The organism is Paenirhizobium selenitireducens ATCC BAA-1503, from assembly GCF_900492185.1.
GTDB classification, from domain to species: Bacteria; Pseudomonadota; Alphaproteobacteria; order Rhizobiales; family Rhizobiaceae; genus Allorhizobium; species Allorhizobium selenitireducens_A.
The window spans coordinates 26,644-51,064 of sequence record NZ_UEYP01000006.1; the positions used below are offsets into that span (position 1 = coordinate 26,644).

Here is a 24,421-nt window from a genome sequence, read left to right on the forward strand (position 1 = left end):
CGGCGCGTGCGGGGAGCTGGCGATGAACGAGACGACGACGAAAAGACTGGCCGAGGTCGCGGACGGCGTGATCCGTCCGCTCAATCAGACGGAACAGAAATCGGTTGTCTCGCTGCTGAAAGATGCCGCCAAGCAGCAGCCGGCGATCGCCGAACTGCTGGCCCAGGAAGGACCGCTCAAGGCCTTCGTGACCTCGGCGCTGTCTCTTTCGCCCTATCTGCGCGACATGGCCATGCTCGACCCGGCGACGCTGGCGCTGGCGCTGGAAGAACCGCTCGAACCGCTGCTGGAAAGCCTGGTCGCCGATGCCCGCAATGCCTGGCGCGGCGAAGACGGAGGGGCGGTCGCCACGGAAGCGCAGGTGATGACGCGGCTGAGGACCGTCAAGCGCAAGCTTTCCTTCATCACGGCGCTCGCCGACCTCGCCCGCATATTCGACGCGCGCGACACCACCCGCTGGCTGTCCTCCATGGCCGACGCCTGCGTTGCCGCGGCCATCGACCATCTGCTGCTTGCCGGCGAGGACGCCGGCAAGCTCCGGCTCTCCGACCGGCAGGCACCGTCGCTCGACAGCGGCCTGATCGTGCTCGGCATGGGCAAGCTCGGCGCCTGCGAGCTCAACTATTCCTCCGACATCGACCTCGTCGTCTTCTTCGAGGCGGAAGCCGGCATTCTTGTTTCACCCGAGGATGCCACGGAAACCTATGGCCGAATGATGCGGCGGCTCGTGCGCATTCTGCAGGATCGCACCGGTGACGGCTACGTGTTCCGGACCGATCTCAGGCTCCGCCCCGATCCGGGCTCGACACCGCTCGCCGTACCGGTCGAGGCGGCGCTGCTCTATTACGAGGGCAGGGGGCAGAACTGGGAGCGCGCCGCCTATATCAAGGCGCGGCCGGTGGGCGGCGACCTGAGGGCCGGTCAGAATTTTCTGCGCGAACTCGTGCCCTTCGTCTTCCGCAAATATCTCGACTATGCGGCGATCGCCGACATTCATTCGATCAAGCGGCAGATTCACGTGCACAAGGGGCACGGCGCGATTGCGGTGAAGGGCCACAATGTCAAGCTCGGCCGCGGCGGCATCCGCGAGATCGAGTTCTTCGCGCAGACCCAGCAGCTGATCGCCGGCGGGCGGATGCCGGACCTGCGGCTGAGACCGACCGAAGCCGCGCTGCATGCGCTTACCGCCGCCCGCTGGATCGACGCCGCCACCCGCGACGAACTGATCGAGGCCTACTGGTTCCTGCGCGATATCGAGCACCGCATCCAGATGGTGCATGACGAGCAGACCCATCTCCTGCCGGAGACCGAGACCGAGCTTCGCCGCATTGCCTACATGGCCGGCTTTGGCGATACGACGAGCTTTTCCGCCCGGCTGGAAAGCGTGCTGAAGACGGTCGAGCGGCGCTATGCCCGGCTGTTCGAGCAGGAGGAGGTTCTGTCCTCGGCTTCGGGCAATCTGGTCTTCACCGGCCAGAAGGACGATCCCGACACGCTGAAGACGTTGAAGGGGCTGGGCTTCGAGCGGCCTGAGGACATTTCACGCGTCATCCGCACCTGGCACTATGGCCGCTACCGCGCCACGCAGTCGGTCGAGGCGCGCGAGCGGCTGACGGAACTCACGCCGCAGCTCCTGAAGACCTTCGGCGAAAGCCGGCGCGCCGACGAGGCGCTGCTGCGCTTCGACAGCTTCATTTCGGGCCTGCCGGCCGGCATCCAGCTCTTTTCCCTGCTCACCAGCAATCCGGCCCTGCTCGACCTGATCGTCAACATCATGTCGTCCGCGCCCAGGCTCGCCGAGATCATTGCCCGGCGGCCGCATGTCTTCGACGGCATGCTCGATCCGGGCCTGATGGTCGAACTGCCGACGCGCGACTATCTGGCCAAGCGGCTGGCCTCGTTCCTCCAGGGCAGCCGCCATTACGAGGAAATCCTCGACCGGTTGCGCATCTTCGCCGCCGAACAACGCTTCCTGATCGGCATTAGGCTGCTCACCGGCACGATCGGCGGCGCGCAGGCCGGTCATGCCTTCACCGACCTCGCGGGCCTCATCATCGCCGAGGCGCTGAAGGCGGTGGTGGCGGAAATGGAGGCCGTGCACGGCAGGATTGCCGGCGGCAAGGTGGCGCTGGCCGGCATGGGCAAGCTCGGCTCCTTCGAACTCACCGCCGGCTCCGACGTCGACCTGATCCTGCTCTACGAGCACGATGACGAGGCGGGCGAGTCCGATGGGGCAAAACCGCTCGATCCGGTGCGCTACTATACGCGGCTCACCCAGCGGCTGATCGCGGCGCTCTCGGCGCCGACGGCGGAGGGCGTGCTCTACGAGGTCGACATGCGGCTTCGTCCCTCGGGCAACAAGGGCCCGGTGGCGACCCGGCTCAGAGCCTTCGAGAAATACCAGTTCGAGGAGGCCTGGACCTGGGAGCACATGGCGCTCACCCGTGCCCGGCTGATCGCCGGTGACGGCGCGCTGATGGACGCGACGAGGGCGGTGATCTCCGCCGTGCTGGCCAAGCCGCGCGAGGAGGCGAGGACCGCCGCCGACGTCGCCGAGATGCGGACGATGATCGACAAGGAGAAGCCGCCGAAGGACAACTGGGACCTGAAGCTCATCCCCGGCGGCCTGATCGACATCGAATTCATCGCCCAGCACCTGGCCCTGATCGCCCGTGGGCGGGGCGTGGCTGCCGAGGTCGACGGACTTTCGACGGCCGAGGCGCTGAAACGGCTCGGGGCCAGCCTGATGGACCCGAACGACCTCGAGCTGTGCCTGGTGGCGCTGAAGCTCTATACCGAGCTGTCGCAGGTCATCCGACTTTGCGTCGACGGCGGGTTCGATCCTGCGACCGTGCCTGCCGGTCTCGTCGACCTCGTCTGCCGCGCCGGCGACAGTCCGGACCTGAAGACGCTCGAGGCGGAGATCAAGAGGCTGTCGAAGGCGGTGCGCAAGGTTTTTCAAGGCGTGGTGAAGGGGTAGGGGCGCGGGGCGGAGACGCGGACGGCAGATCGTCCGAGCCCTTCGTATCGGAGACGATCTTGAAAGCGGCTTCGTCCTCGCAATGAGCGCAGGACGCTTCTGCCCGGTCCCGGACCTGCCGCATGTCGGGGAGAGGGCGGCGGGGCCCGGACCGGGCGCATCGCCAGGGCGATGGGACCAGGGCCTGGAAGGCAGGTCTCTGTCCAGGCTGCGACCTACAGCTTCGCCTCCAGCACCAGGTTGAACGGCGTTTCCAGCGCCCGGCGGAAGCGGGTGAAGCCGGCCTTGCGGAACACGTCCGCCAGCCTCGCCCCGGCGGCTGGGCGAAGGGGCGACACCCGGAACTGGTCGAATGGCTGCGCGCCATGCATCGCCGCGGGGCGCTCTTGTGCTCGGCCTGCTCCGGCGTATTCCTGCTGGCAGAGACCGGGCTCTTCGACGGCGTCGATGCCACGGTGCATTTCGACTACGCCAAGGCCTTCTCTGTTGCATTCCCCGAAGTGCGCGTACATCCGGAGAAGGTGCTGGTCGTGGCCGGCGAGCGGGATGACCTGATCACCTCGGGTGCTTCGATGACGTGGCACGACCTGGCGCTGTACCTGATCGGCCGCCATGCCGGCGCGACGGCTGCCCAGGCGGTCGCACGCTTCTTCGCCCTGCAATGGCACCAGGACGGGCTTGCGCCCTACATGGTCTTTGCGGGACGAATGGATCATGGCGACCAGGTGATCAGTGTCGCTCAGGATTGGCTCGCCACGCATTTCTCGGTCGTCGATCCGCTCGGCGAAATGGTTCGGCTGACCGGCCTGTCGGAACGCACCTTCAAACGGCGTTTCACCACCGCCACCGGGCTCGCGCCGCTTGGCTATGTGCAGCGACTGAGGGTGGAGGATGCCAAACGCCGGCTGGAACGGACGGAGGCTCCGGTGGACGAGATCAGTTGGCAGGTCGGTTATGAGGAACCGGCCTTCTTTCGCCGGCTCTTCAAGCGTCTGACGGGCCTGACGCCCGGCGCCTATCGAAGGCGCTTTAAGGTTCCAGACTTTGCTCGCCCGAGGGGCGGGGCCTGAGCGGTGCCGGGGCGCCTCCGGGGCAAACCCGCTCTATTCTCACGCCCGCTTGCGAGCCGTCTCGATCACCAGGACGTCCGGGATGCGCACCGAAACGACGGTTCCCTTGCCCTCGCAGGAGCGGATACGAAGGCTGCCGCCATGCAGGTTGACCAGCGAGCGGGAGATGGCAAGGCCAAGGCCCGAGCCGCCATTGCTCTTGGCATACTGGCTCTGCACCTGCTCGAACGGCTGGCCGATCTTGCCGAGTGCTGACTTGGGAATGCCGATGCCGGTGTCGGCGATGGTGATCGCCAACTGATCACCGATCTTGCGGGCGCGAACGGCGACCCGTCCGCCCGGCTCGGTGAACTTGACGGCATTCGACAGGATGTTGAGCAGGATCTGTTTCATCGACCGCCGGTCGGCGGTCATGGAAAGCCCGGACGTGATGCGCTGTTCGATACGGACATTCTTCTCCTCGGCGGGGATGGCGGTCAGGCGCAGGCTTTCCTCGATCAGCGCGTCGAGGTCGATGTTCTCGCAGCGAAGCTTCATCTGCCCGGCCTCGATCTTCGACATGTCGAGAATGTCGTTGATGACGTTGAGCAGGTGCTTGCCGCTCTCGTGGATGTCGCGGGCATATTCGGAATATTTCGGCGAGCCGATCGGCCCGAACATGCCGGCCAGCAGGATCTCGGAGAAGCCGAGAATGGCGTTGAGCGGCGTGCGCAGTTCGTGGCTCATATTGGCGAGGAATTCCGACTTCGCCTTGTTGGCGGCCTCGGCGCGCTCCTTCTCCGCCTGGTAATTGGCATTGGCGACCGAAAGTGCGGCCTTCTGAAGCTCCAGCTTCCTCTGCGACGAGGAGAGGTCGCCGATATTGGCCATCAGCCGGCGTTCCTGCTCGCGCAGGCGCTCCTGGTGGCGCTTCAGGAGGGTGATGTCGGTGCCGACGGAGACGAGGCCCCCGTCGCGGGTGCGACGCTCGTTGATCTGCAGCCAGCGCTCGTCGGCGAGTTGCACCTCGGTGGTGCGCGACGAGCCGCTCTGGTCGGGATCGGCGACGCGGCGCTGGATGATCGGCCGCTGGGCGGCGGCCTGCACCACGGCACGTTCGGTGCCGGGCACGAGGATGCTGTCCGGCAGGCCGTAGACGTGCTGGAAATGGCCGTTGCACATGACCAGACGGTCGTTCTTGTCCCACAGCACAAAGGCTTCAGACGTGCATTCGATCGCGTCGGCAAGGCGCTGGTCGGCCTCGGCATAGCGCTGGGCGAGGCGATGCTGCTCGGTGACGTCCATGGCAATCCCGATGACGTGCATGCAGCCGTTATGGGAGCAGATCACCTGGGCGCGGGCCCGCATCCAGACATAGTGGCCCTGGGCATGGCGCATGCGGAAGATCTGGTCGATCTGCTTCGACTTGCCGCGACCGACGGCGCGGGCGAGCGCAAAGAGATTGCCGTCGTCCGGATGCATCAGACGCGCCGCATCGGCGAAGGCCATCACCTCGCTCGACGGCGGAAGCCCGAGCATTTCGTACATCGAGCGCGACCAGAACAGCTTGCGGTTGGCGAGGTCGAAGTCCCAGAGGCCGCAACGGCCGCGCGACAGCGCCGCCTCGACCCGCATATTGCTTTCGAGGAAGATCTCGTCGGCGTCGCGGGCGCGCTTCACCTGCTGGAAATAGGCGTAGAGAATGACGCTGAGGATCAGCGAAATGCCGGCAAACAGCGTGACGTTGAGGGCGATCTCGCTGCGGAAGAAGGCCATGGCCGGCTGTAGCGAATGGGCGGTGAGCAGTAGCGCACCATCGGCGCCGATCGGGGTCAGCACGGCGAAATGGCGTTCTCCGCCAATGTCGGTCTCGATACCACCGCCCTGGTCGGCGAAGCGGCGGATCGTGGCGACCTGCGGCAGCAGATTGGCGAGCGGCAGGCCGACATAGCCGGCACCGGCCGAAGACGATGCGAAGATGCGGCCCGACGGCTCGACCATTAGCACGAAGGCTTCGCCGACCAGGCGTTCATTCGGCAGGAGCGCCATTAGGGCGGCTTGCGCCGCCGCGCGGTCGGCGGCAACAAACAGGGCCTCCTGCCCGTCAAGGGCGGCCCTCGCGGTGGTGGCGACCAGCGCCGTGGTCTGGCGCACATTGTCTTCCAGGCGGCCGTGCTCGTTGATCATGCCGGCCAGCCGCGCCAGTGCCACGACGCACAGGAAGGCAAGGATGAGTACCGGGATCGACCGGCGCAACGCGGTCTCGATCCACCGGGACGGCCCCTTGTCGGGATTGTTCATGCCCGCGATGCGATCCCGCAGGCGGTTGAAAAATGCCACAATGACTGCAAAATTGAGTCGCAACCGCTCATCGGCTGCGGTTGCCCGCCGCACGTTCGACATTGTCCCTGCCTCGATCCCTCGCGTGATCCGAAGCGCCGCTCGCCCGAATCTGACTCAATGAATCATCCGTGATTCGCCTTGTCCAGACGGGTTTGGTGAACAAAATCTTAAGCCCTTAATCCGAATCGGCTTTTTTTGTGCAGTCCGTGCCAAACGCTTGAATCTGATTGAAAACATCCCCCTTCGTCGCCTAACGATAGACCTGCAGATCAATGCGGGCAGGGCCCGAAGGAGAGTTTCCGACATGGGTTCGACACCACTTCGCCGGTCATCGTCGCGGGCCGCGACGGCCCTTGCCGTCCTGGCCTTGCTGTTGGGCGCTCGGCCCGTCCTCGCCGTCGAGCCGAAGCCGCCGGAACTCTATGGCGAGATCACCGCGGAACAGGCCGCGGAAGCCGACCAGTTTGCCCTCAACAACGCCATAGCCACCGTCTTTCACGAGGCGGGCCACATGCTCATTTCGGAATTCTCGCTTCCCGTGCTGGGCAAGGAGGAGGACGCGGTCGATGCGTTGGCCGTCTTGCTCCTGTTGGAAGCGGAAGACGAGGACTTCAACAGCGTGGTCGAGGATTGGGCCAATGTCTGGTTCCTCACTGCCGGCGCCAACGAGGACGAGGAGGACATGGCGTTCTGGGACAGCCACGGTCTCGACGAGCAGCGCGCCTATTCGACCGTGTGCCTGATGGTCGGCAAGGACAAGAAGCGTTTCCACGACTTCGCCCAATCCATCGAATATCCCGACTACCGCTTCGAGGAGTGCCTCGTCGAGTACCAGAGCCTGCTGCGAAGCTGGGAAAAGGTGCTGGGACCGCACGAGGCGTCAAAGGGCGAAAAGACCGCGTTCAAGATCACCTATGCACCGACCAGCGATCCGCGGCTCGCCCATTTCCGCGAGCTGATCAAGACGGCGGGCGTCATGGAAATGGTCGCCGCGGCTTTTTCCGGCAGCTACAAGCTCAAGGACGGGATCAAGCTGACGGCGGCCGAATGCGGCGAGGCCAATGCCTTCTGGAGCCCGGACGATCGTGAAATGACGCTGTGCTACGAGGATCTCCTCAACAGCGCCGAGCTCGACGCGCAGTGGTATATCGACAATCCGGACGGCGAAGAGGCCACAACCGAAGACGAGGGAACGGTCGAAGACGAGGAAGCGGTCGAGGACCGGGACGCCGGACAGCCAAGCCCGCCGCGTGAGCGCGATGCCGGGTCGCCCCGGGCCGGAGGGTCGCGCTCCGGTTGACGCCGTGTCCGCCAGAGAACATTGCTCGACGCCTGGGCTTGCCGGGTGTGGCATGGCGCCCGGAACCGGTGAGCACCGATTCCGGACGTGATTTTAGAAAAGGTCAGCCCTTCAACATTCGCTCGACGATGTCGGCGACGTCGGACGACAGCGACGAAGCCCGTTCGATGGTCATCAGCGCCTCGCGGGCCTGGTCGGCGCGCACCGGCTCGAGCAGGCGCCAGGAGCGCAGGGCCGTCAACAGGCGGGCGGCAAGCTGCGGATTGCGCTTGTCGATCGACAGGATCTCTTCGGCGAAGAAGTGATAGGCCTTGCCGTCCGGCCGGTTGAAGCCAGTGGGGTTGCCAAAGGCAAACGTGCCGATCAGCGCGCGCACGCGGTTGGGGTTGGACGCGGCGAAATGCGGATTCTGCATCAGGCGCATGACGCGTTCCAGCGCGCCTTCGCCCGGAATGGTCGCCTGGATCGAGAACCACTTGTCGAGCACCAGCGCATTGGCGGCGAAACGGCTCTCGAAGGCGGCGAGCGCGGCATGCGTCTCGGTCGCATCCGGGAAGCGGTGGGCGAGCACGGTCAGCGCCTGCGACAGGTCCGTCATGTTGTCGGCCCTGGCATAGGCTTCCGCCGCGCCAGCGGGGCTGTTGTCGCTGAGCGCCAGGAAGCCGAGGGCGGCATTGCGCAGCGCCCGACGACCGGCGCCTGCTGCGTCCGGGCTGAACGGCGTCGATGCGGCAAGCCCGTCATAGAGGCTGCGGAAGGTCGCGGACCCTGCCTTGGCGATGGCGGTCAGGACGGCCTGGCGGCCTTGGTGGATCGCGTCGGGATCGTTGTTGGCGCCGAGCTCGCGGGCAATGTCGGATTCGCTCGGCAGCGCCAGAGCCTGCGCGCGGAAGGCCGGCTCGAGACTGTCGTCCGAGGCAATCGCCAGCAGCGCATCGCAAAGCGCGGCGTCGCATTCGACCGGCTTGCCGGCCGCGGCTGCCTTGGCGGCGGCGGTGAGGTTGGGAAGGGCCAGATCGGTGATCGCCTGCCAGCGGGCGAAGAGATCGCTGTCATGGCGGGCAATATGGGCGAGGTCGTCGGTGGTCTGGGAATAGTGCAGGTTCACCGGTGCGGAGAAGCCGCGGTTGAGCGAAACGACGGGCCGCGCGCCGATGCCGGCGAACACGAAGGTCTGGCTGCGCTCGGTGAGGTGCAGGACGTCGCCGGTGACCTCGCCGCCGCTGACCGCGCTCGGTTGTGCTTCCGCGCCGTTTTCGCCGATCAGCGTAAATTTCAGCGGAATGTGCATGGGCTCCTTGGCCGTCTGGCCAGGGGTCGCGGGAACCATCTGCTCAAGCGAAAGCGAAAAGGTCTTGGCGCTCGCGTCGTAGGACGACGACACGGTGATCTGCGGCGTGCCGGCCTGGTGATACCAGAGCGAGAACTGGGTGAGATCGCGGCCGCTCGCATCCTCGAAGCACTTGACGAAGTCCTCGACGGTGGCGGCGTCGCCGTCATGGCGCTCGAAATAGAGGTCCATGCCCTTCTTGAACCCGTCGCGGCCAAGAATGGTCGCGATCATGCGGGTGACTTCCGAGCCCTTCTCGTAGACGGTCGTCGTGTAGAAATTGTTGATCTCGCGATACTTTGTCGGACGCACCGGATGAGCGAGCGGACCAGAATCCTCGGGGAACTGCTCCGAGCGCAGGTGCCGGACCTCGGCGATGCGCTTGACGGCGCGCGAGCGCTGGTCGGCGGAGAATTCGTGGTCGCGATAGACGGTCAGGCCTTCCTTCAGGCACAGCTGGAACCAGTCGCGGCAGGTGATGCGGTTGCCGGTCCAGTTGTGGAAGTACTCGTGGGCGATGATCGCCTCGATATTGGCATAGTCCTGGTCGGTTGCGGTCTCCGGGTCGGCCAGCACATATTTGTCGTTGAATATGTTGAGACCCTTGTTCTCCATGGCCCCCATGTTGAAGTCGGAGACGGCGACGATCATGAAGATGTCGAGATCGTATTCGCGGCCGAACACTTCCTCGTCCCATTTCATCGAGCGCTTCAGCGCGTCCATGGCATAGGCCGCGCGGGCCTCCTTGCCATGCTCGACATAGATCTTCAGCGCCACCTCGCGCTCCGACATGGTGACGAAGGTATCCTCGACCACGCCAAGATCGCCGGCGACCAGCGCGAACAGGTAGGACGGTTTGGGATGCGGATCGAACCAGGCGGCGAAATGCTTGCCTTCGCCGTAGCCTGCGCCGCCGAGGAAGTTGCCGTTCGACAGGAGCAGCGGGTTGGCGGCCTTGTCGGCGATGATGTTGACCGTATAGACGGCGAGCACGTCCGGGCGGTCGGGGAAGAAGGTGATGCGGCGGAAGCCCTCCGCCTCGCACTGGGTGCAGTAGATGCCGTTGGAGCGGTAGAGGCCCATCAGCTGGGTGTTGGCCTCGGGATTGATCAGCGTCGTGATGGTGATCTCGAAGGGGACGCTTGCCGGCAGGTCGCGGATCGTCAGGCTGTCGGGCGTCTCGGTGTAACGCTCGGGCGCCAGTTCGATCTGGTCGAACAGCAGGCCGGTCATCTTCAGCTCGTCCCCATCGAGCACCAGCGGGGCATTGGGGTCGGCACCTTCGCGGCGGTGGAAGATCAGACGCGCCTCAACCTTGGTCTCGGTCGGATCGAGTTCGAAGGTGAGATCCACGCGTTCCAGGACGAAGTCGGTGGGGCGGTAGTCTGCCAGATGGATGATCCGGCCGGTGTCTGTTCGCATTGTCTATCCTGATCTCGTCCGTGAGCCGCCTTGCGTGATCATGATAACCGAACATGCGCCTGCAAGGATGTGATTTCGTCGCAGAGACTGACACACATTTCTGAACGATTGTTAAAAAGCCAAGAAATAAACCGTCTCTGTCGAGGGCGCGGACCTGGGCAATTCTATTCGCATTGCTGGATATGTGCTCGCGCTCGGCAGTAATAGCCAAGACGTGTGACAGCGACTTCGCGCCTGCCGAAGCCTTGCTCGACGCGCCTACCGGATGCCGAGCCTGGCGCGGATGGCGTCTTCGTTCTCGGTCTGCTGGATGATGACGCCGTACCAGCCGAGCCCGTCATAATCCTCGTAGCCGAGCGTCCTGGCAAAGGCGACGATCGAGCCGGAATGGTCGTAATAGCTGCCGCGCATGGCCTGATCCGGGTTGGCGAGCGCGAAATGGGTGTAGCGCCGCGCCGGGTTGCTGGAGGCGATCACCCGCAGCGCTCCGTCCAGCAGCAGGACTTCCGTCTTTTCCGCCACTTGCGGCGGCAGATTGGCCTCCTTCTCGACGATCGCCTGGCCCTGCGCCTGCCAGTCGAAATAGACGCCGAGCGTCCCGACCAGCCGGCCGTCGGTCTGGCCGCCCTCGCGGATGCCGGTGGCATAGACCAGCACGTCGCGGTTGTCGTGCAGCGAGCTGGGCTTGACCTCGTCGACGATATAGTCGTCGCCGCTCGCGCAGTTCTTCGCGGCGGCAAACCACGGATCGCCGGCAAGGTTGCGGTCTTTCAGGCCGCGCTGGAAGCGGGGATTGGCGGAGGCGACGACGCGCCCGCTCGGATCGGTCATGACCAGGTCGAGATAGACGGTATAGAAGCGGTTGATCACCCCGAGCCGCTCTGCGGCATAGGCGAGACGCTCGGCGGTCGGATCGCCAAGCGCCTGCCAGAGCGCCGGATCGGTCGCCCACCAGCGTACATCGGCGGTGCGCTCGAACAGGTTGCGGACGATGAATTGCACCAGCGTCTGGGCAAGGTCGGTCAGCCGCACGCCTTCCATCTCGCCGACCAGGGCATCGGCCATCTCCCGGCCCAGCCCGATGCGGCCAAGCACGTTCTCCTGGAAACGGGCGGCGATTTCGGCCGCACCCTGGGCCAGGCGCTGCACCTCGTGGGCCACGACCGCAAAACCCTTGCCGGTCTCGCCTGCGCGCGCCGCTTCGATCAGCGCGTTGATGGCAAGCAGCCGGATCTGCCGGACGACATGGGTATTATCGGCGCTGAACCGCTCGAGATCGACGCCGATCCCCTCTGTGACGACGCGCATGGAGCGCGGCGTGGCCGCATCGACGGTGGCGGGTTTCTGTTTCGGCGCGAGATCGGACATCGAAGATTCACCGCGGGCAAGTTGATCGCGCGTCCGGAGGTCGAGGGACGACCGAGCGGGCGAAGGCAATACAGGGATTGGTCTTTGAAGTATAATCCTTGACATTGGTTAATCATGTATAAATCCAAAAGTATATAAATCTGATTTGCTTGTTGTCTCTGGTGGTATTATTTGTGCAATTGCCCATATTGCAGGCAGGGGACGAATGTCTGCCTGCGCAACATGGCCTTGTCCGGGCGCCTTGGAAGTGCCACTCTGGCAAAACAGGATTCTGTCGAGCGCGCGAGCGCTGGCGTCTTCCTTTCCTCCGCTCCCGGCCCCGCGTCCCAGACACCGCCTCCCAGATACCGAGTTCCGCCGATGGCCGTTGCCGCCACAAATCCGCTTCGCGGCATATTGATGAAAATTGCCTCCGTCACCGTCTTCGTCGGCATGCAGGCCTCGATCAAGCTGGCGGGGTCCGGCATGCCCTCCGGTCAGATCACCTTCTACCGCTCCGCCTTCGCCATCGTGCCGATCCTGGTCTATCTTGCGCTTCGCGGCGAATTGCGGTCCGCCTTCCAGACCAGCAATCCGTTGGGCCACCTGAAGCGGGGCCTGATCGGCGTCGCCGCCATGGGAGTCGGCTTTTACGGCCTCGTGCTTCTGCCGCTGCCGGATGCGATCGCCATCGGCTATGCCATGCCGCTTCTGGCGGTCGTCTTTGCCGCCCTCTTCCTCGGCGAGACGGTCAGGGCCTATCGCTGGACGGCGGTCTTCGTCGGCTTGGTCGGGGTGATGATCATTTCCTGGCCGAAGCTGACGCTGTTCAGCCAGCAGGGCTTCGGTTCGACCGCGGCGACCGGGGCGTTGGCGGTGCTGTTGTCGGCGGGTCTGGGCGCGGCCGCCATGCTGCAGGTGCGCCAGCTGGTGCAGGAGGAAAAGACCGCGACCATCGTCCTGTTCTTCTCGCTCACCGCCTCGCTGCTCTCGGCCGTCACCTGGTTCTTCGGCTGGCAGGTGCTGAGCTGGGAGGCGCTGGGGCTGATGGCGCTGGCCGGTTTCTTCGGCGGGCTGGGCCAGATCCTGTTGACCGAGAGTTACCGCCATGCCGACGTCTCGACCGTGGCGCCGTTCGAATACACCTCGATCATCCTCGGCTCGGTCATCGCCTATCTGTTGTTCGACGAGGTGCCGACCCTGACCACGCTGGTCGGCGCGGCGATCGTCGTCGGGGCCGGGATCTTCATCATCTACCGCGAACACCGGCTCGGCCTGGAGCGCCGCGCCGCGCGCAAGGCGGCGACCCCGCAGGGCTGACTGCGGCGACAAGATCGGTCCCGTATCGCGGTTCCGGCTTTTCTTTTCTTGCGTCAGGCCGATAAAGATTGAAACAGGGGGAAGGTTGTGGCTAGTCTAGCGGGCGCCGCCGAGAGCAAACCCAACCCGATCGACGTAGAATTTCATGAACCTGGACAGCGAAATGCCCCATCCGGACCGCGCAGCGCGGCCGGGCGCCGACAGCCGGCCACGGTTGATGCGCGATCGATGCGTCAAGGCGAAGGGGAGGGCACGCCTTGGCGCTCTCGGCTGACCATCTCCGCTCCAGTCCCGCCTTTTGCGAGGCGCTGCGCGTCTATGCGGGCGCCCTGCAGGGCGAATATGACGGCAATCCGCGTCTGGCGCGGCTGCTCTCCTCGCACCAGCGCTGGCTGCTCAGCCAGTGCGCCTTCGCGCTGCATATCGAACATGATCCGGACGTGCCCGGATCGGGGCTGACGGCGTCGCGGCTGCGCGACATGATTACCGCCTCCAATGCCGCGAGCCGCAACACGGTCCTCAACTTCCTCGACCAGCTGCTTTCCTATCGCTTCATCCGCCTTGCCGATGAGGCGACACGACGGCCGCGCCGCTTCGAGGCGACGGACGTTACCCAGGCCGCGATGATGCGCTGGACGCTTGCCAATCTGGCGACGCTCGATCGGGTCGACGGCGGAAGCCGGGCCGAGACGCTGGCTGAACGCCCGGAACTGTTCAAGCTGATCCAGCCCCAAGCGGCCCGGCGCTCGTTCGCGCACGACGGCTGGCGCGAACCGCCGCCGCGCGTGGCGATGTTCCTGTGGACGGAGGCTGGCGGCCTGGTGATGGACGAACTGGTGCGGCGCATAGAGGCAACCGATCCGGCGGCCCAGCGCTATGACGTCGGCCGGGTCGATGCCCGCGCCATGGCCGAGCATTTCATGATGTCGCGCACCCATCTGCAACGGCTGCTGCGCCGTGCCGTCGAGGCCGGGGGGCTGCAATGGCAGGACGAGGGCAAGAAGACCCATCTCTGGTTCATGGCCGACCTGCTGGACGAATATTGCGGCTGGCAGGCGATCAAGTTCTCGATCATCGACGAGGCCTTCGACCATGCCCTGAGGCTGGTCGCCCCCGCCGAGACGCGCGACGCCCCGGTTCAATTGCTGGCAAAGGCGGACGGCTGAGCCGTCCCGTCGCTTGCGCCCGGTAAACCGTTACAGCGGGATGTGGCGGACCAGGGCGTTTTCGCCGCGCGCCGTGCGCCGGGATCGTCCCGAAGCGGCCTGGCTATAGGCTTCCGAGGCATCGATGGCGCTGCCGATCTGGCTGACGGCCGCCTTGAGCCTGCGGAGCGGATGGAACATGGTGGTCATGGTGGTCTTCCTTTGCATTATCGACATGGCCGGGAAACGGCGAAAAGATCAACGTGTGAAGCCGCTTGGTGGACATTGCGTCGCCTTTTTTGTGCGACGCACAAGGCTTAGGAGCCTTTGCGGGCCGGCGTCACGCCTCGCGGAAGTCGGCGAAAATGGTTGCCGGCCGCGTGATCATGCCGCGGCGGGCAAGAACCCGGGCGGTCAGTTGTTCGCAGGTGGCGGAGCCGAAGCGGTGATAGGGCTGGCCGCTGCGCAGCGGCTCGGCGGCAAGGCGCAGCGTCTCGAACTTGCAGTGCATGGGGCGGGCACGAACGGTCATGACCTTTGTTCCTTGTCTTGCGACTCCCCCCATGAGCGACTCAATATATCGCAGTGCAGCATGAATGATTCAAGCGCGCGCGGACGCGTTGCAGCCATGCGCAATACGCATGGTTCGGTCGCAAGAATGTCACAAATGCCGAATTTTTGGACGAACTTCGTCTCGGAACCGATCAGCCCTCAGCGAGCCTGTGGGCGAAGGCCTGCAGGTCGCGCCAGGCGAGCGCCTTGCTGGCCGGCGCGGTCAACAGTTCCTGCGGATGCAGGGTGGCGATTGCCGGAACCGCATGATTGCCGCAGGCGATGTCGCGCCACTGGCCACGCAGCGCGTGGATCGTGCCGGTCTCGTTGAAGAAGAAGCGGGCGGTCAGGTTGCCGAACAAAAGCACGGCCTTCGGCTCGGCCAGCTCGACTTGCCGCTCGATGAACGGCCGGCAGATCGCCACCTCGGGCACGGAGGGCGGGCGGTCGCCCGGCGGGCGCCAGGGGATCACCGTGGAGATCAGGATCGACTCGCGCTTGAGGCCGATCGAGCCCAGCATGCGGTCGAGCAGGAGACCGGCGCGGCCGGAAAAGGCGACGCCCTCGCGGTCGTCGTCGGCGCTCGGCATCGGCCCGATCACCATGATGCGGCTGGACGGATCGCCGGCGGCAAAGATGGTCGAGCGGGCGCTGGTCTTCAGGTTGCAGCCGGCGAAACCCTCGAGCGCGGTTTTCAGCTCGGTCAGCGAACGGGCGCTTTCGGCGGCGAAGCGCGCCTCGGTGACGGCGTGCTCGTCGGGAATGGCCGGCAGGGCCGACGGGGCGGGGCCTCGCAACGGCGGCGGCGTGTCGGGCCGGGTGCGGCCGGAGGTCGTCTGCACGGTCTGGGCTTGCGCCATGGCGACGGCGGCCGGTGCCCGGACATTGCGCGCCGCGCGCTCGGCGGAAAATTCGGCGACCCGGTCGACCGGCTCGTCCTCCACCAGCCATTCGACGCCGGCATCCGCATGAAAATGCAGAAGGGCGGCCAGTTCGGCGGGCGTCATGTCGCGGGCGGAGATCATGTCCCCGTTCTAGTGCAGGGATGGGCGGAAGGAAACAGATTCCTGCGGCGTGGAAGGCAATGTCGCGGCGCCTGGCCTTTCTCGTCATCGGCGCGGGCGCGCGGGGCTCCCCCTCACCCCGCCTCCGCTTCGCTCGGCGGACCTCTCCCCGCCGGGGCGAGGAGGCCGGAAACGTCGCGGCGACACCCTCTTCTCCCCGGCGGGGAGAAGGTGGCCCGCAGGGCCGGATGAGGGGGGGCGAAGCCGGGCCGGCGGATGCGGCGGTCTCCTCTGCCTTGGTGGGAGAAGAGGCGATTTCGGCGTCTTAGGTCGAAGGCGTAAATGCCAGAAATCGCAGGCGAGGGGGAAACGAGGCGACCGACTCCCTCTCTTGGAATTTCCAACACTTAGCTTTCAGCCAAGATGTTGAAATTCCATTCTCCGCGACCAAGGAGGAGAGAACCCCCTCTGGCCTGCCGGCCATCTCCCCCACAAGGGGGGAGAAGACTCGCGGCCAGGCTTTGGCCGCAGCCGCTGAAGATCGGCATTGGTCGCCGGGTTTCAGCGATCATTGCCGGGGATGGCTGGAGGCCGCCGGGCGCTCGGCGGTTTAAGCCCTCCCCCTTGCGGGGAGGGAGGGGTGGCGACGGCGCGCCCTCATGCCACCCATTGGGCTATGTCGTCACGCTCGCCGATCAGCGCCAGGCCGTGGGCGATGGAGACGAGTTCGCCGCCGGTCTCGATGCGCGATGCGTCGAAGCGGTCGGTGAAGATCTTGCGCACCGCCGGGACGAAGGACGTGCCGCCGGTGAGGAAGACCTTGTCGATTGCGCCGGGCGCCGTGTTGGTCGTCGTCAGCACGTCGTCGAGCGCCCCTTCGATGCGCGCCAGATCCTCGGCGATCCAGCCCTCGAACTCGGCGCGCTTCACCGACTTTTCCCCGGCCCGCCCGAGCGGCGCGAAGCGGAATTCCGCCTCGTCGGCCGAGGACAGCGCCATCTTGGTGGCCGAGACCGCCTGGTAGAGCGGATAGCCCTCGTCATGCTCGACGAGATCGATGAAAAGCTCCAGCTTGTCCGGCTCGAGGCTCTGACGCACCAGTGATTTGAGGTCGGCATATTCGCGCGAGGTCTTGAACACCGAGAGCTGGTTCCAGCGCGAGAACGAGGTGTAGTAATTGTTCGGCACGTCGAGCACCTTGTCGAAGCTCCTGAACTGGCTGCCCTTGCCGATTTCCGGCGCCACCAGATGCTCGATGATGCGGGCGTCGAACTGGTCGCCGGCAAGGCCGACGCCGGAATGGCCGACCGGGGTGGCGGATAGCTTGCCGGCGCTGGTTGCGAAGCGGATCAGCGAATAGTCGGTCGTGCCGCCGCCGAAGTCGGCGACCAGCACGGTCGCGTCCTGCTTCAAGTGCTGGGCGAAATAGAAGGCGGCCGCCACCGGCTCGTAGACATAGTGGATCTCGGGAAAGCCGAAGCGCGTGAGCGCCGCGTTGTAGCGGGTGATGGCCAGCTGCGGATCGGGGTTTGCTCCGGCGAAATGCACCGGCCGCCCGGCGACGATGCGTTTCGTCCCCGACGGCCAGCCGTCGCCGGCATAGGCTTCCAGGCGCCTGAGGAAGACTTCCATCAGGTCCTCGAACTGGAAGCGCCGGGCATGGATCAGCGTGCCCTGGAACAGGGCCGAGGCGGCGAAGGTCTTGATCGACTGGAGGAAGCGGCAGTCGCCCGGATTGTCGATGAAGGCGCGGATCGCCGCCTGTCCGGCCTCGACCTTCAGCGCGCCGGCGCCGAGATTGCGGTCCTTCATGAAGGATAGCGCCGTGCGCATGCTGTCGCTTGTCCCCGCCGGCGAGGAAAAGCGGATCGAATGGGTGGCCGCTTGGCGGTCGGCGCCTGCGCTGTTGGCCCCCACGCTATCGGCCCCCACGCTATCGGAAAGCGCCATCACCGTGTTGGTCGTGCCGAAATCAAGCCCCAGCGCCTCAGCCATCGCCGCGCTCCCTCGTCGTCTGTCGGTTGTTGAAGCCGGGCAGCGCCCGAAGGTGAAAAGGGCGCTGTCAGCGCCCGCAGTGGAGAGGGCGCCTATTGCCACGAAGGGGAGGGGAAAGGCAAGGGGCAGCGGTATCCGTTCCTCTTCTCCCCAGCGGGGAGAAGGTGGCGCGTAGCGCCGGATGAGGGGGCGAAGCTCGCGGATCAGCGCAAGCGGCCCCCTCATCGCCTCGTTTCACTCGGCACTTCTCCCCGATGGGGAGAAGAGGTCATTCCAAGACCGGCGCCGCAAGTTTCAACAATTGTATTGTGAAGGAAGGTCGGTAGGGGGGCACCCGTCCGAGCCGTTATGTGCCGACCTACCGCCTCGGCCGCCGCGCGATGGCGATCAGCACGACGCCGACGAGCGCCAGGCCAGCGCCATAGACGATCCACGGGCTCTGGTCGATCATGAAGCTGGACGCGGGATAGGGAAAATAGCCGCTGCCCTGACCCATCCAGACCAGGCCCATCAGCACGGAAAGCGCGCCGAGCAGGGTGAGGATGCGTCGCATCGGCATGGCACGTGATCCTTCTGAAAGGCAACCGACCGCGCCGGAGGCGCGGCCGTGAATCCAGGTCCGGTCTCGCCGGGCAGGACCGTCAGTTTGGCGTCGAATGCTCCCGGCGCAGGAACCAGCGGGCGCCGACGAAGACCACCAGGCCGAAGACGGCGACCAGCAAGCCGTTGATCGTCCACACACTTTCGTTCGGCATGAAGTCAGTGCCGGGCAGGCGGAACAGGCCGGTGCCATGGGCCACCCAGGCTATTCCGACAAGCAGCGTCAGGACCCCGACGACGGTGAATAATTGGCGAATCTGCCCCAATAGTCTCTCCTCCCATGGAACAATTTGTCGCACCCACTATAGTCGAGTCCGCGTCGGACGCCAGCAAAATCCCTCCGCTCGTTCTGGGGGCGCTAATAAAGCAGAAACCCCGCGAACACAGGGTGTCGCGGGGCTTCATCGGGCGGGTGTGCGGGCGGCGATCAGATCGACTTTGCCGCTCCGCCATCGACGCGCAGCATCGTGCCGGTGACATAGGAGGCCGGCACCGAGCAGAGGAAGGCGGCGGCGGCGGCGAATTCCTCGACCTTGCCGAGACGGCCGGCCGGGATCGACTTCACCGATGCGGCACGCACCTCGTCCACCGTCTTGCCGGCCTTCTTGGCATTGGCGGCGTCCAGTTCATCGATCCGGTCGGTATGAATGCGGCCCGGCAGCAGCATGTTGGCGGTGACGCCATAGGAGGCGACCTCGGTCGCAAGCGTCTTGTTCCAGCCGACCAGCGCCGAGCGGAGCGTGTTGGACAGCGCCAGATTGGGGATCGGCTCGAACACGCCGGACGAGGCGACGGTGAGGATGCGGCCAAACCCTTGCGTCTGCATCAGCGGCAGCAGCGCATTGGTGAGCGTGATGACGCGCACCACCATGGACTGGAAGAAATTGTAGAGCCGTTCCGCCGTCATCTCCTCGGCCGTGCCCGGCGTCGGGCCCCCGGTATTGTTGACCAGGATGTCGATGCCGCCGAGCTTGTGGTGGACGGCGGCGAGCATCTTGTCGACGAAATCGGCTTCGGACAGATCGGCCTCGACCCAGTCGGCCTTGCCCCGGCCCGCCGCATTGATGGCATCGGCATTGGCCTTCAGCTTGTCGGCGCTGCGGCCGCAGAGCAGCACATGGCAGCCCTCATCGGCCAGCGCCTTGGCGATGCCGAGGCCAAGGCCGCGCGACGAGGCGAGCACGAGGGCACGCTTGCCCGAAATTCCGAGATCCATGGTGATGTCCTTCCCTGGTGTTTTCCTGTCCGCCGCATGCGCTGCGGGAGGGAAGGTTATAGGGGGAGCGGCGGGTTTGGGAAGGGAAAAGCGCGAGGGCGTCGCCTGGTTCGGACACCCTGTAGAGCCGTCATGGTGCGAGCGCCGCGCGGCAGGCAGACGGCAGGAGCGGTCCCGGCAAGCCTTGTCAATCCCGGAAGCTGGCGCGGTACGCGCGCGGGCCCTTGCCCATCAGGTCGCGGAAGGCGGTATTGAAGGCCGAGAGAGAATTGTAGCCGACGCCGAGCGCGATCTCGGTGATTGGCGCGTCGCCGGAGGCCAGCGCCTCGACCGCGCGGATCAGGCGGATGCGCCGAAGCGTCTCGCGCCAGGTCATCCCCATTTCGGTCGAGAAACGGCGGGCGAGCGCGCGGGGAGACTGGCCGGTTGCCTTGGCGATCTCGGCAAAAACGGGGGTGCCGTCAGCCAGTTCCTCTGTCAGTGCCAGCGCCCGGGCAAGGGCGGAGCTCGCCGGTGCCGGCAGCACGCAAGGGCTCGGCGTTTCCGCAAGCTTCAGGGCAACGGCCACCAGCGTTTCGAAGATCCTCTGCGCATAGGGCGACAGCGCGCCGCCTTCGGGCCCCCATTGGCGGCACTCGGCGATCAGCTCACGGGCCAGCGGCGAGACATCGAATACCGATAGAACCTGCGGTGGAGCGGCCGCGAAACTAGGCGCGTAGAGAACCGAAGCGGAGGTCAGTCGCGACAGGATCGAAATCGTGACCGGATGGCCGGCGGAGATCAGTGCGGCGCGGGCTGGCGGCAGGGTCCAGCGCCGGCCGTTCGCTTCCAGCCGGATCGTTCCTTCCATCGCATAGAGCAGATAGTGCCGGTCCATCCGGAATTCGGACGGGCCGGCGGGCTCGAAACTCTGGTGAAAACAATAGGCGTCCGGTCTCATTTTTTCAGTCTATCGTCTCGATCAGCCTCGCGTCAAAGCGGCGGCTGACCGGCGCCGCGGTCATCAGGGGACGCAGGATCGCGGCGGTTTCGACAAATCCGGGCGAGGCGGCATAGGCCGCAAACTCCTCACCGCTTTGCCATTCGTGCAGGACGCCAAGACCCTGTCGGTCGGTCGGGTCGAGGAATGGAACAAAGGCCAGGCAACCTTTCGTGGCGCGGATCGCAGGGGCGTTCGCCATCAGGGTATCGAGCGCCTTCTGGCGGTCGTCTTCGGATACGCGCAAGCGCACATGGGCGATGAGCATAGGCAGTCCTTTCGGTGTCTCGCTTCGATGAGGGGAAGTGCTAACGGCATATCTTCCCGAAACCCATGATTGCCAGACGACGACCAGGCGCGCCAACGCGTAAAGGACAGCTATTTGTTCGGAACGGCCAGTTCCGCATGCGAAGTCAGAACGGCACCTTGCCCGGATTGAACAATCCCTTCGGATCGATCGCCTGCTTGATCGTCCGCGCCAGCGCCTGTTTTTCCGGCGAGGCGAAGGTCTCGTAGGCGTGGCGCTTTTCGGTGCCGACGCCGTGTTCGGCGGAAAACGAGCCGCCGGCCTCGACGATGCCGGTGTAGATGGCGTTTTCCACGGCCAGAAGTTCGTCCATAGGCAACGGGCCGGGCTTGATGAGCGTGAGGTGCAGGTTGCCATCGGCGACATGGCCGTAGACATAGGCCGCATAGGACGGATCGATCGCCTTCAGCCGGGCGTCGAGGCCGGCGACATAGGCGTCGAGATGGGTCGGCGGCACGGAGATGTCGAAGGAGGGAGCGTGCGGGATCGACGGATAGTAGAAGCCGGAATCCTCGCGGATGTCCCAGAATTTCCTCGCCTGGTCGAGCGACTGGGCGATGACGCCGCCCTTGAGGCCGACCGGCTCCCAGAGCGTTTCAAGGCCTTCTTCCAAAGCTGCCGTCGCGGCCTCGACCGTTTCCGCCGACACCTCGATCAGCAGCGCCGCAGCGCCGTCTTCCAGCCAGGACAGATCGAAACCCTTGAGCGCCGCGCCGTCGCGGATGTAGCGCGGCCACATCATTTCCGCCCCTTCGAGCGTCACCGAGGGGAGGTCGCGGAAATGCCGGATGACGGCAAGTGCTGCGGCCGCATCGGCCACTCCGAGAAAGGCGGTGGCGCGGGCGGGGCGCTGCGGCTCCAGTTTCAACACGACTTTTGTGACGAAGCCGAAGGCGCCTTCGCCGCCGATGAACAGGTGCTTGAGGTCCGGCCCGGCCGAAACCTTGACCACGCGGGTGAGGTCGGAAAAGACGGCGCCGGACGGCAGCACCGCCTCGAGGCCGAGGACCTGGTGGCGCATCACGCCATTGCGGAAGGCGAGAATGCCGCCGGCATTGGTCGAGACCATGCCGCCGATGGTGGCCGAGCCGCGCGAGCCGAGGTCGATGCCGGTCGTCAGCCCATGGGCGTCGATCGCCTGCTGCAGGGTCTCGAGCGGCACCCCGGCCTCGACCACGACCGTCATTTCCTCCGGATGGATGGCGACGATCCGGTTGAGGCGGGAGGACGACAGGATCACCTCGCCGGCATGGCTGACATTGCCGCCGACGAGACCGGTGAGCCCGCCCTGCGGCACGATCGCCACGTCATGCGCGGCGCACCAGGACACCAGTGCCGCCGCCGCCGCCGTCGAACCGGGCTGCGCCATGACGCCGCCGGCGAAATTCTCGGCATGTTCGCCCGGATGCCGGCCTTGCAGGTCTGCCGGACCAAGAATCAGGAGATCGGGATGCAGGCCGGCCAGCCTCTCCAGCAGTTCCGTCGCGGTGAACCGGGTTCCTGGTCTTTGGGGCATTCGTGCATATCCTGTATCGTCGGGCGTCGCGCGGTTCGAGCCCTTTCCGGCGATGTTTAGTTTGCAGCGGCGCCGGGGACAATCACCAAGCCGCGCAGGGGCCGAATTGGCCACAGCCGGATCGGCTCCGCAGCGCCGCTCTCCGGACGAAACATTGACGTTAACGTAAGCGTCAGATATTCTGTCCGGGAATATCGCCAAGCCATTATTTCGAGCCACGGCATGTCGCATCGCGGCTCGACAAGGTGCTTGTGTTTTGACAAGGAAGAGGCCGAAGACTGGGATCGGCCGAGCGGAGAGAGACGATGAGCGAGCAACTGGAACTGCCCGAACGCGAGAGCATGGAATTCGACGTGGTGATCGTCGGGGCCGGACCTGCCGGTCTGTCGGCGGCGATCCGCCTGAAACAGGTCAATCCCGAGCTTACCGTCGTCGTGCTGGAGAAGGGCTCGGAAGTCGGCGCGCACATTCTCTCCGGCGCCGTGGTCGACCCGATCGGCGTCGACAGGCTTCTGCCCGGCTGGCGCGAAGAGGCCGATCATCCGTTCAAGACCGAGGTCAAGGACGACCAGTTCCTGTTCCTCGGACCGGCCGGCTCGATCCGCCTGCCGAACATGTTCATGCCGCCGCTGATGAACAATCACGGCAATTACATCGTCTCGCTCGGCAATGTCTGTCGCTGGCTCGCCACCCATGCCGAGGCGCTGGGTGTCGAGATCTATCCGGGCTTTGCCGCGACCGAACTGCTCTACAATGATAAGGGCGCCGTGATTGGCGTCGCCACCGGCGACATGGGCATCGAGAAGAATGGCGAGCCGGGCCCGGCCTATACCCGTGGCATGGAACTGCTCGGCAAATACGTGCTGATCGGGGAGGGCGTGCGCGGATCGCTCGCCAAGCAGCTGATTGCCAAATTTGATCTCCAGAAGGATCGCGAGCCGCAGAAATTCGGCATCGGCCTGAAGGAGCTCTGGCAGGTCAAGCCGGAGCATCATAAGCCCGGTCTGGTGCAGCACTCGTTCGGCTGGCCGCTCGACATGAAGACCGGCGGCGGCTCCTTCCTTTATCACCTGGAAGACAATCTTGTGGCGGTCGGTTTCGTCGTCCACCTGAACTACAAGAACCCCTATCTCTATCCCTTCGAGGAGTTCCAGCGCTTCAAGACCCATCCGGCGATCGCGCCGACCTTCGAAGGGGCCAAGCGTCTGTCCTATGGCGCCCGCGCCATCACCGAAGGCGGCTACCAGTCGGTGCCGAAGCTCTCCTTCCCCGGCGGCGCGCTGATCGGCTGTTCCGCCGGCCTCGTCAACGTGCCGCGCATCAAGGGCAGCCACAATGCTGTGCTGTCGGGCATGCTGGCGGCCGACAAGATCGCCGAAGCCATCGGCAACGGCCGCGCCAATGACGAGCCGGTCGAGATCGAGAACGAATGGCGCTCGACCGACATCGGCACGGACCTGAGGCGCGTGCGCAACGTCAAGCCGCTGTGGTCGAAGCTCGGCACGGCGCTCGGCGTGGGGCTCGGCGGTCTCGACATGTGGACCAACCAGCTGTTCGGCTTCTCCTTCTTCGGCACGCTGAAGCACGGCAAGACCGATGCGGCCTCGCTGGAGCCGGCGGCCAGGCACAAGCCGATCGCCTATCCGAAGCCGGACGGCGTCTTGACCTTCGACCGCCTGTCGTCGGTCTTCCTGTCCAATACCAATCATGAGGAGGACCAGCCGGTCCATCTCCAGGTCAAGGACATGGATCTGCAGAAGCGTTCGGAACTCGGCGTCTTCGCCGGCCCCTCGACCCGCTACTGCCCGGCCGGCGTCTATGAATGGGTGGAGAAGGATGGCGAGCAGGTCTACGTGATCAACGCGCAGAACTGCGTCCACTGCAAGACCTGCGACATCAAGGACCCGAACCAGAACATCAACTGGGTCCCGCCGCAGGGGGGCGAGGGGCCGGTCTACCCGAACATGTGATGGTGAGGCCGAGCGAGCGAACCGGAGCCTTGGGCCGACACGGCCG

The 24,421-nt window shown here is 65.3% G+C and carries 18 protein-coding genes and 2 pseudogenes; 6 read left to right on the forward strand and 14 right to left on the reverse strand.

Annotated features, from left to right (window positions below):
* Positions 1 to 16: 16 nt before the first annotated feature.
* Positions 17 to 2,980, forward strand: a complete 2,964-nt coding sequence (locus RHIZ70P_RS12095; protein WP_181904022.1) for a bifunctional [glutamine synthetase] adenylyltransferase/[glutamine synthetase]-adenylyl-L-tyrosine phosphorylase — start codon at positions 17 to 19, stop codon at positions 2,978 to 2,980.
* A 215-nt stretch (positions 2,981 to 3,195) separates the two neighbouring features.
* Here the strand turns inward: RHIZ70P_RS12095 and RHIZ70P_RS23005 are convergent.
* A pseudogene (locus tag RHIZ70P_RS23005) lies at positions 3,196 to 3,300 on the reverse strand (SAM-dependent methyltransferase); the annotation flags it as partial.
* Here RHIZ70P_RS23005 and RHIZ70P_RS12100 point away from each other — a divergent pair.
* A pseudogene (locus RHIZ70P_RS12100) lies at positions 3,292 to 4,050 on the forward strand (GlxA family transcriptional regulator); the annotation flags it as partial. The pseudogenes RHIZ70P_RS23005 and RHIZ70P_RS12100 sit on opposite strands and share 9 nt — an antisense overlap.
* A gap of 39 nt (positions 4,051 to 4,089) precedes the next feature.
* Here RHIZ70P_RS12100 and RHIZ70P_RS12105 read toward each other — a convergent pair.
* Positions 4,090 to 6,432: a PAS domain-containing sensor histidine kinase gene (locus RHIZ70P_RS12105; protein WP_115670574.1), complete on the reverse strand. Its 2,343-nt coding sequence runs from the start codon at positions 6,430 to 6,432 to the stop codon at positions 4,090 to 4,092.
* A 244-nt stretch (positions 6,433 to 6,676) separates the two neighbouring features.
* Between RHIZ70P_RS12105 and RHIZ70P_RS12110 the strand changes: the two genes are divergently transcribed.
* The gene (locus tag RHIZ70P_RS12110) at positions 6,677 to 7,672 is read left to right on the forward strand and encodes a DUF4344 domain-containing metallopeptidase (RefSeq protein WP_115670575.1); all 996 of its coding nucleotides are present in this window, start codon (positions 6,677 to 6,679) and stop codon (positions 7,670 to 7,672) included.
* A gap of 103 nt (positions 7,673 to 7,775) precedes the next feature.
* Here RHIZ70P_RS12110 and pepN read toward each other — a convergent pair whose 3' ends face one another.
* Together pepN and RHIZ70P_RS23440 are read right to left on the reverse strand one after the other, a co-directional pair.
* Positions 7,776 to 10,424 (reverse strand): aminopeptidase N, encoded by a 2,649-nt coding sequence (gene pepN, locus RHIZ70P_RS12115; RefSeq protein ID WP_115670576.1) that lies wholly within the window; start codon positions 10,422 to 10,424, stop codon positions 7,776 to 7,778.
* A gap of 258 nt (positions 10,425 to 10,682) precedes the next feature.
* On the reverse strand, positions 10,683 to 11,792 hold the full coding sequence (locus RHIZ70P_RS23440) for a methyl-accepting chemotaxis protein (RefSeq protein ID WP_115670577.1): 1,110 nt from the start codon (positions 11,790 to 11,792) through the stop codon (positions 10,683 to 10,685).
* Between the two features lie 360 nt (positions 11,793 to 12,152).
* On the opposite strand from RHIZ70P_RS23440, the gene RHIZ70P_RS12125 reads away from it, so the two are divergent.
* Entirely contained in the window at positions 12,153 to 13,091 is a 939-nt protein-coding gene (locus RHIZ70P_RS12125) for a DMT family transporter (protein ID WP_115670578.1), read from the forward strand.
* Between the two features lie 257 nt (positions 13,092 to 13,348).
* Positions 13,349 to 14,257: a hypothetical protein gene (locus RHIZ70P_RS22775; protein ID WP_147293992.1), complete on the forward strand. Its 909-nt coding sequence runs from the start codon at positions 13,349 to 13,351 to the stop codon at positions 14,255 to 14,257.
* 30 nt (positions 14,258 to 14,287) lie between these two features.
* Here the strand turns inward: RHIZ70P_RS22775 and RHIZ70P_RS23010 are convergent, their stop codons facing one another.
* The 10 genes from RHIZ70P_RS23010 to RHIZ70P_RS12180 form a co-directional block, all read right to left on the reverse strand.
* Complete coding sequence (locus RHIZ70P_RS23010) at positions 14,288 to 14,446, reverse strand: hypothetical protein (RefSeq protein ID WP_181904007.1); 159 nt, start codon at positions 14,444 to 14,446, stop codon at positions 14,288 to 14,290.
* 130 nt (positions 14,447 to 14,576) lie between these two features.
* Positions 14,577 to 14,768, reverse strand: a complete 192-nt coding sequence (locus RHIZ70P_RS12140; protein WP_115670581.1) for a hypothetical protein — start codon at positions 14,766 to 14,768, stop codon at positions 14,577 to 14,579.
* A gap of 172 nt (positions 14,769 to 14,940) precedes the next feature.
* Positions 14,941 to 15,813 (reverse strand): uracil-DNA glycosylase, encoded by an 873-nt coding sequence (locus RHIZ70P_RS12145; protein WP_115670582.1) that lies wholly within the window; start codon positions 15,811 to 15,813, stop codon positions 14,941 to 14,943.
* Positions 15,814 to 16,449: 636 nt separating this feature from the next.
* Positions 16,450 to 17,787 carry an Hsp70 family protein gene (locus tag RHIZ70P_RS12150; protein ID WP_115670583.1) on the reverse strand — a complete coding sequence of 446 codons (1,338 nt, stop codon included), beginning with the start codon at positions 17,785 to 17,787 and terminating at the stop codon, positions 16,450 to 16,452.
* Between the two features lie 358 nt (positions 17,788 to 18,145).
* Positions 18,146 to 18,340 (reverse strand): hypothetical protein, encoded by a 195-nt coding sequence (locus RHIZ70P_RS12155; protein WP_115670844.1) that lies wholly within the window; start codon positions 18,338 to 18,340, stop codon positions 18,146 to 18,148.
* Between the two features lie 88 nt (positions 18,341 to 18,428).
* On the reverse strand, positions 18,429 to 18,653 hold the full coding sequence (locus RHIZ70P_RS12160; protein WP_115670584.1) for a hypothetical protein: 225 nt from the start codon (positions 18,651 to 18,653) through the stop codon (positions 18,429 to 18,431).
* 161 nt (positions 18,654 to 18,814) lie between these two features.
* Positions 18,815 to 19,603, reverse strand: coding sequence for an SDR family oxidoreductase (locus RHIZ70P_RS12165; RefSeq protein ID WP_115670585.1), 789 nt, complete (start codon positions 19,601 to 19,603; stop codon positions 18,815 to 18,817).
* Between the two features lie 187 nt (positions 19,604 to 19,790).
* On the reverse strand, positions 19,791 to 20,543 hold the full coding sequence (locus RHIZ70P_RS12170; RefSeq protein WP_115670586.1) for an AraC family transcriptional regulator: 753 nt from the start codon (positions 20,541 to 20,543) through the stop codon (positions 19,791 to 19,793).
* Positions 20,544 to 20,547: 4 nt separating this feature from the next.
* Positions 20,548 to 20,850, reverse strand: coding sequence for a putative quinol monooxygenase (locus RHIZ70P_RS12175; RefSeq protein ID WP_115670587.1), 303 nt, complete (start codon positions 20,848 to 20,850; stop codon positions 20,548 to 20,550).
* Positions 20,851 to 20,995: 145 nt separating this feature from the next.
* Complete coding sequence (locus RHIZ70P_RS12180; protein WP_115670588.1) at positions 20,996 to 22,405, reverse strand: FAD-binding oxidoreductase; 1,410 nt, start codon at positions 22,403 to 22,405, stop codon at positions 20,996 to 20,998.
* 305 nt (positions 22,406 to 22,710) lie between these two features.
* Between RHIZ70P_RS12180 and RHIZ70P_RS12185 the strand changes: the two genes are divergently transcribed.
* Positions 22,711 to 24,375 carry an electron transfer flavoprotein-ubiquinone oxidoreductase gene (locus RHIZ70P_RS12185; RefSeq protein ID WP_115670589.1) on the forward strand — a complete coding sequence of 555 codons (1,665 nt, stop codon included), beginning with the start codon at positions 22,711 to 22,713 and terminating at the stop codon, positions 24,373 to 24,375.
* Positions 24,376 to 24,421: the final 46 nt, after the last annotated feature.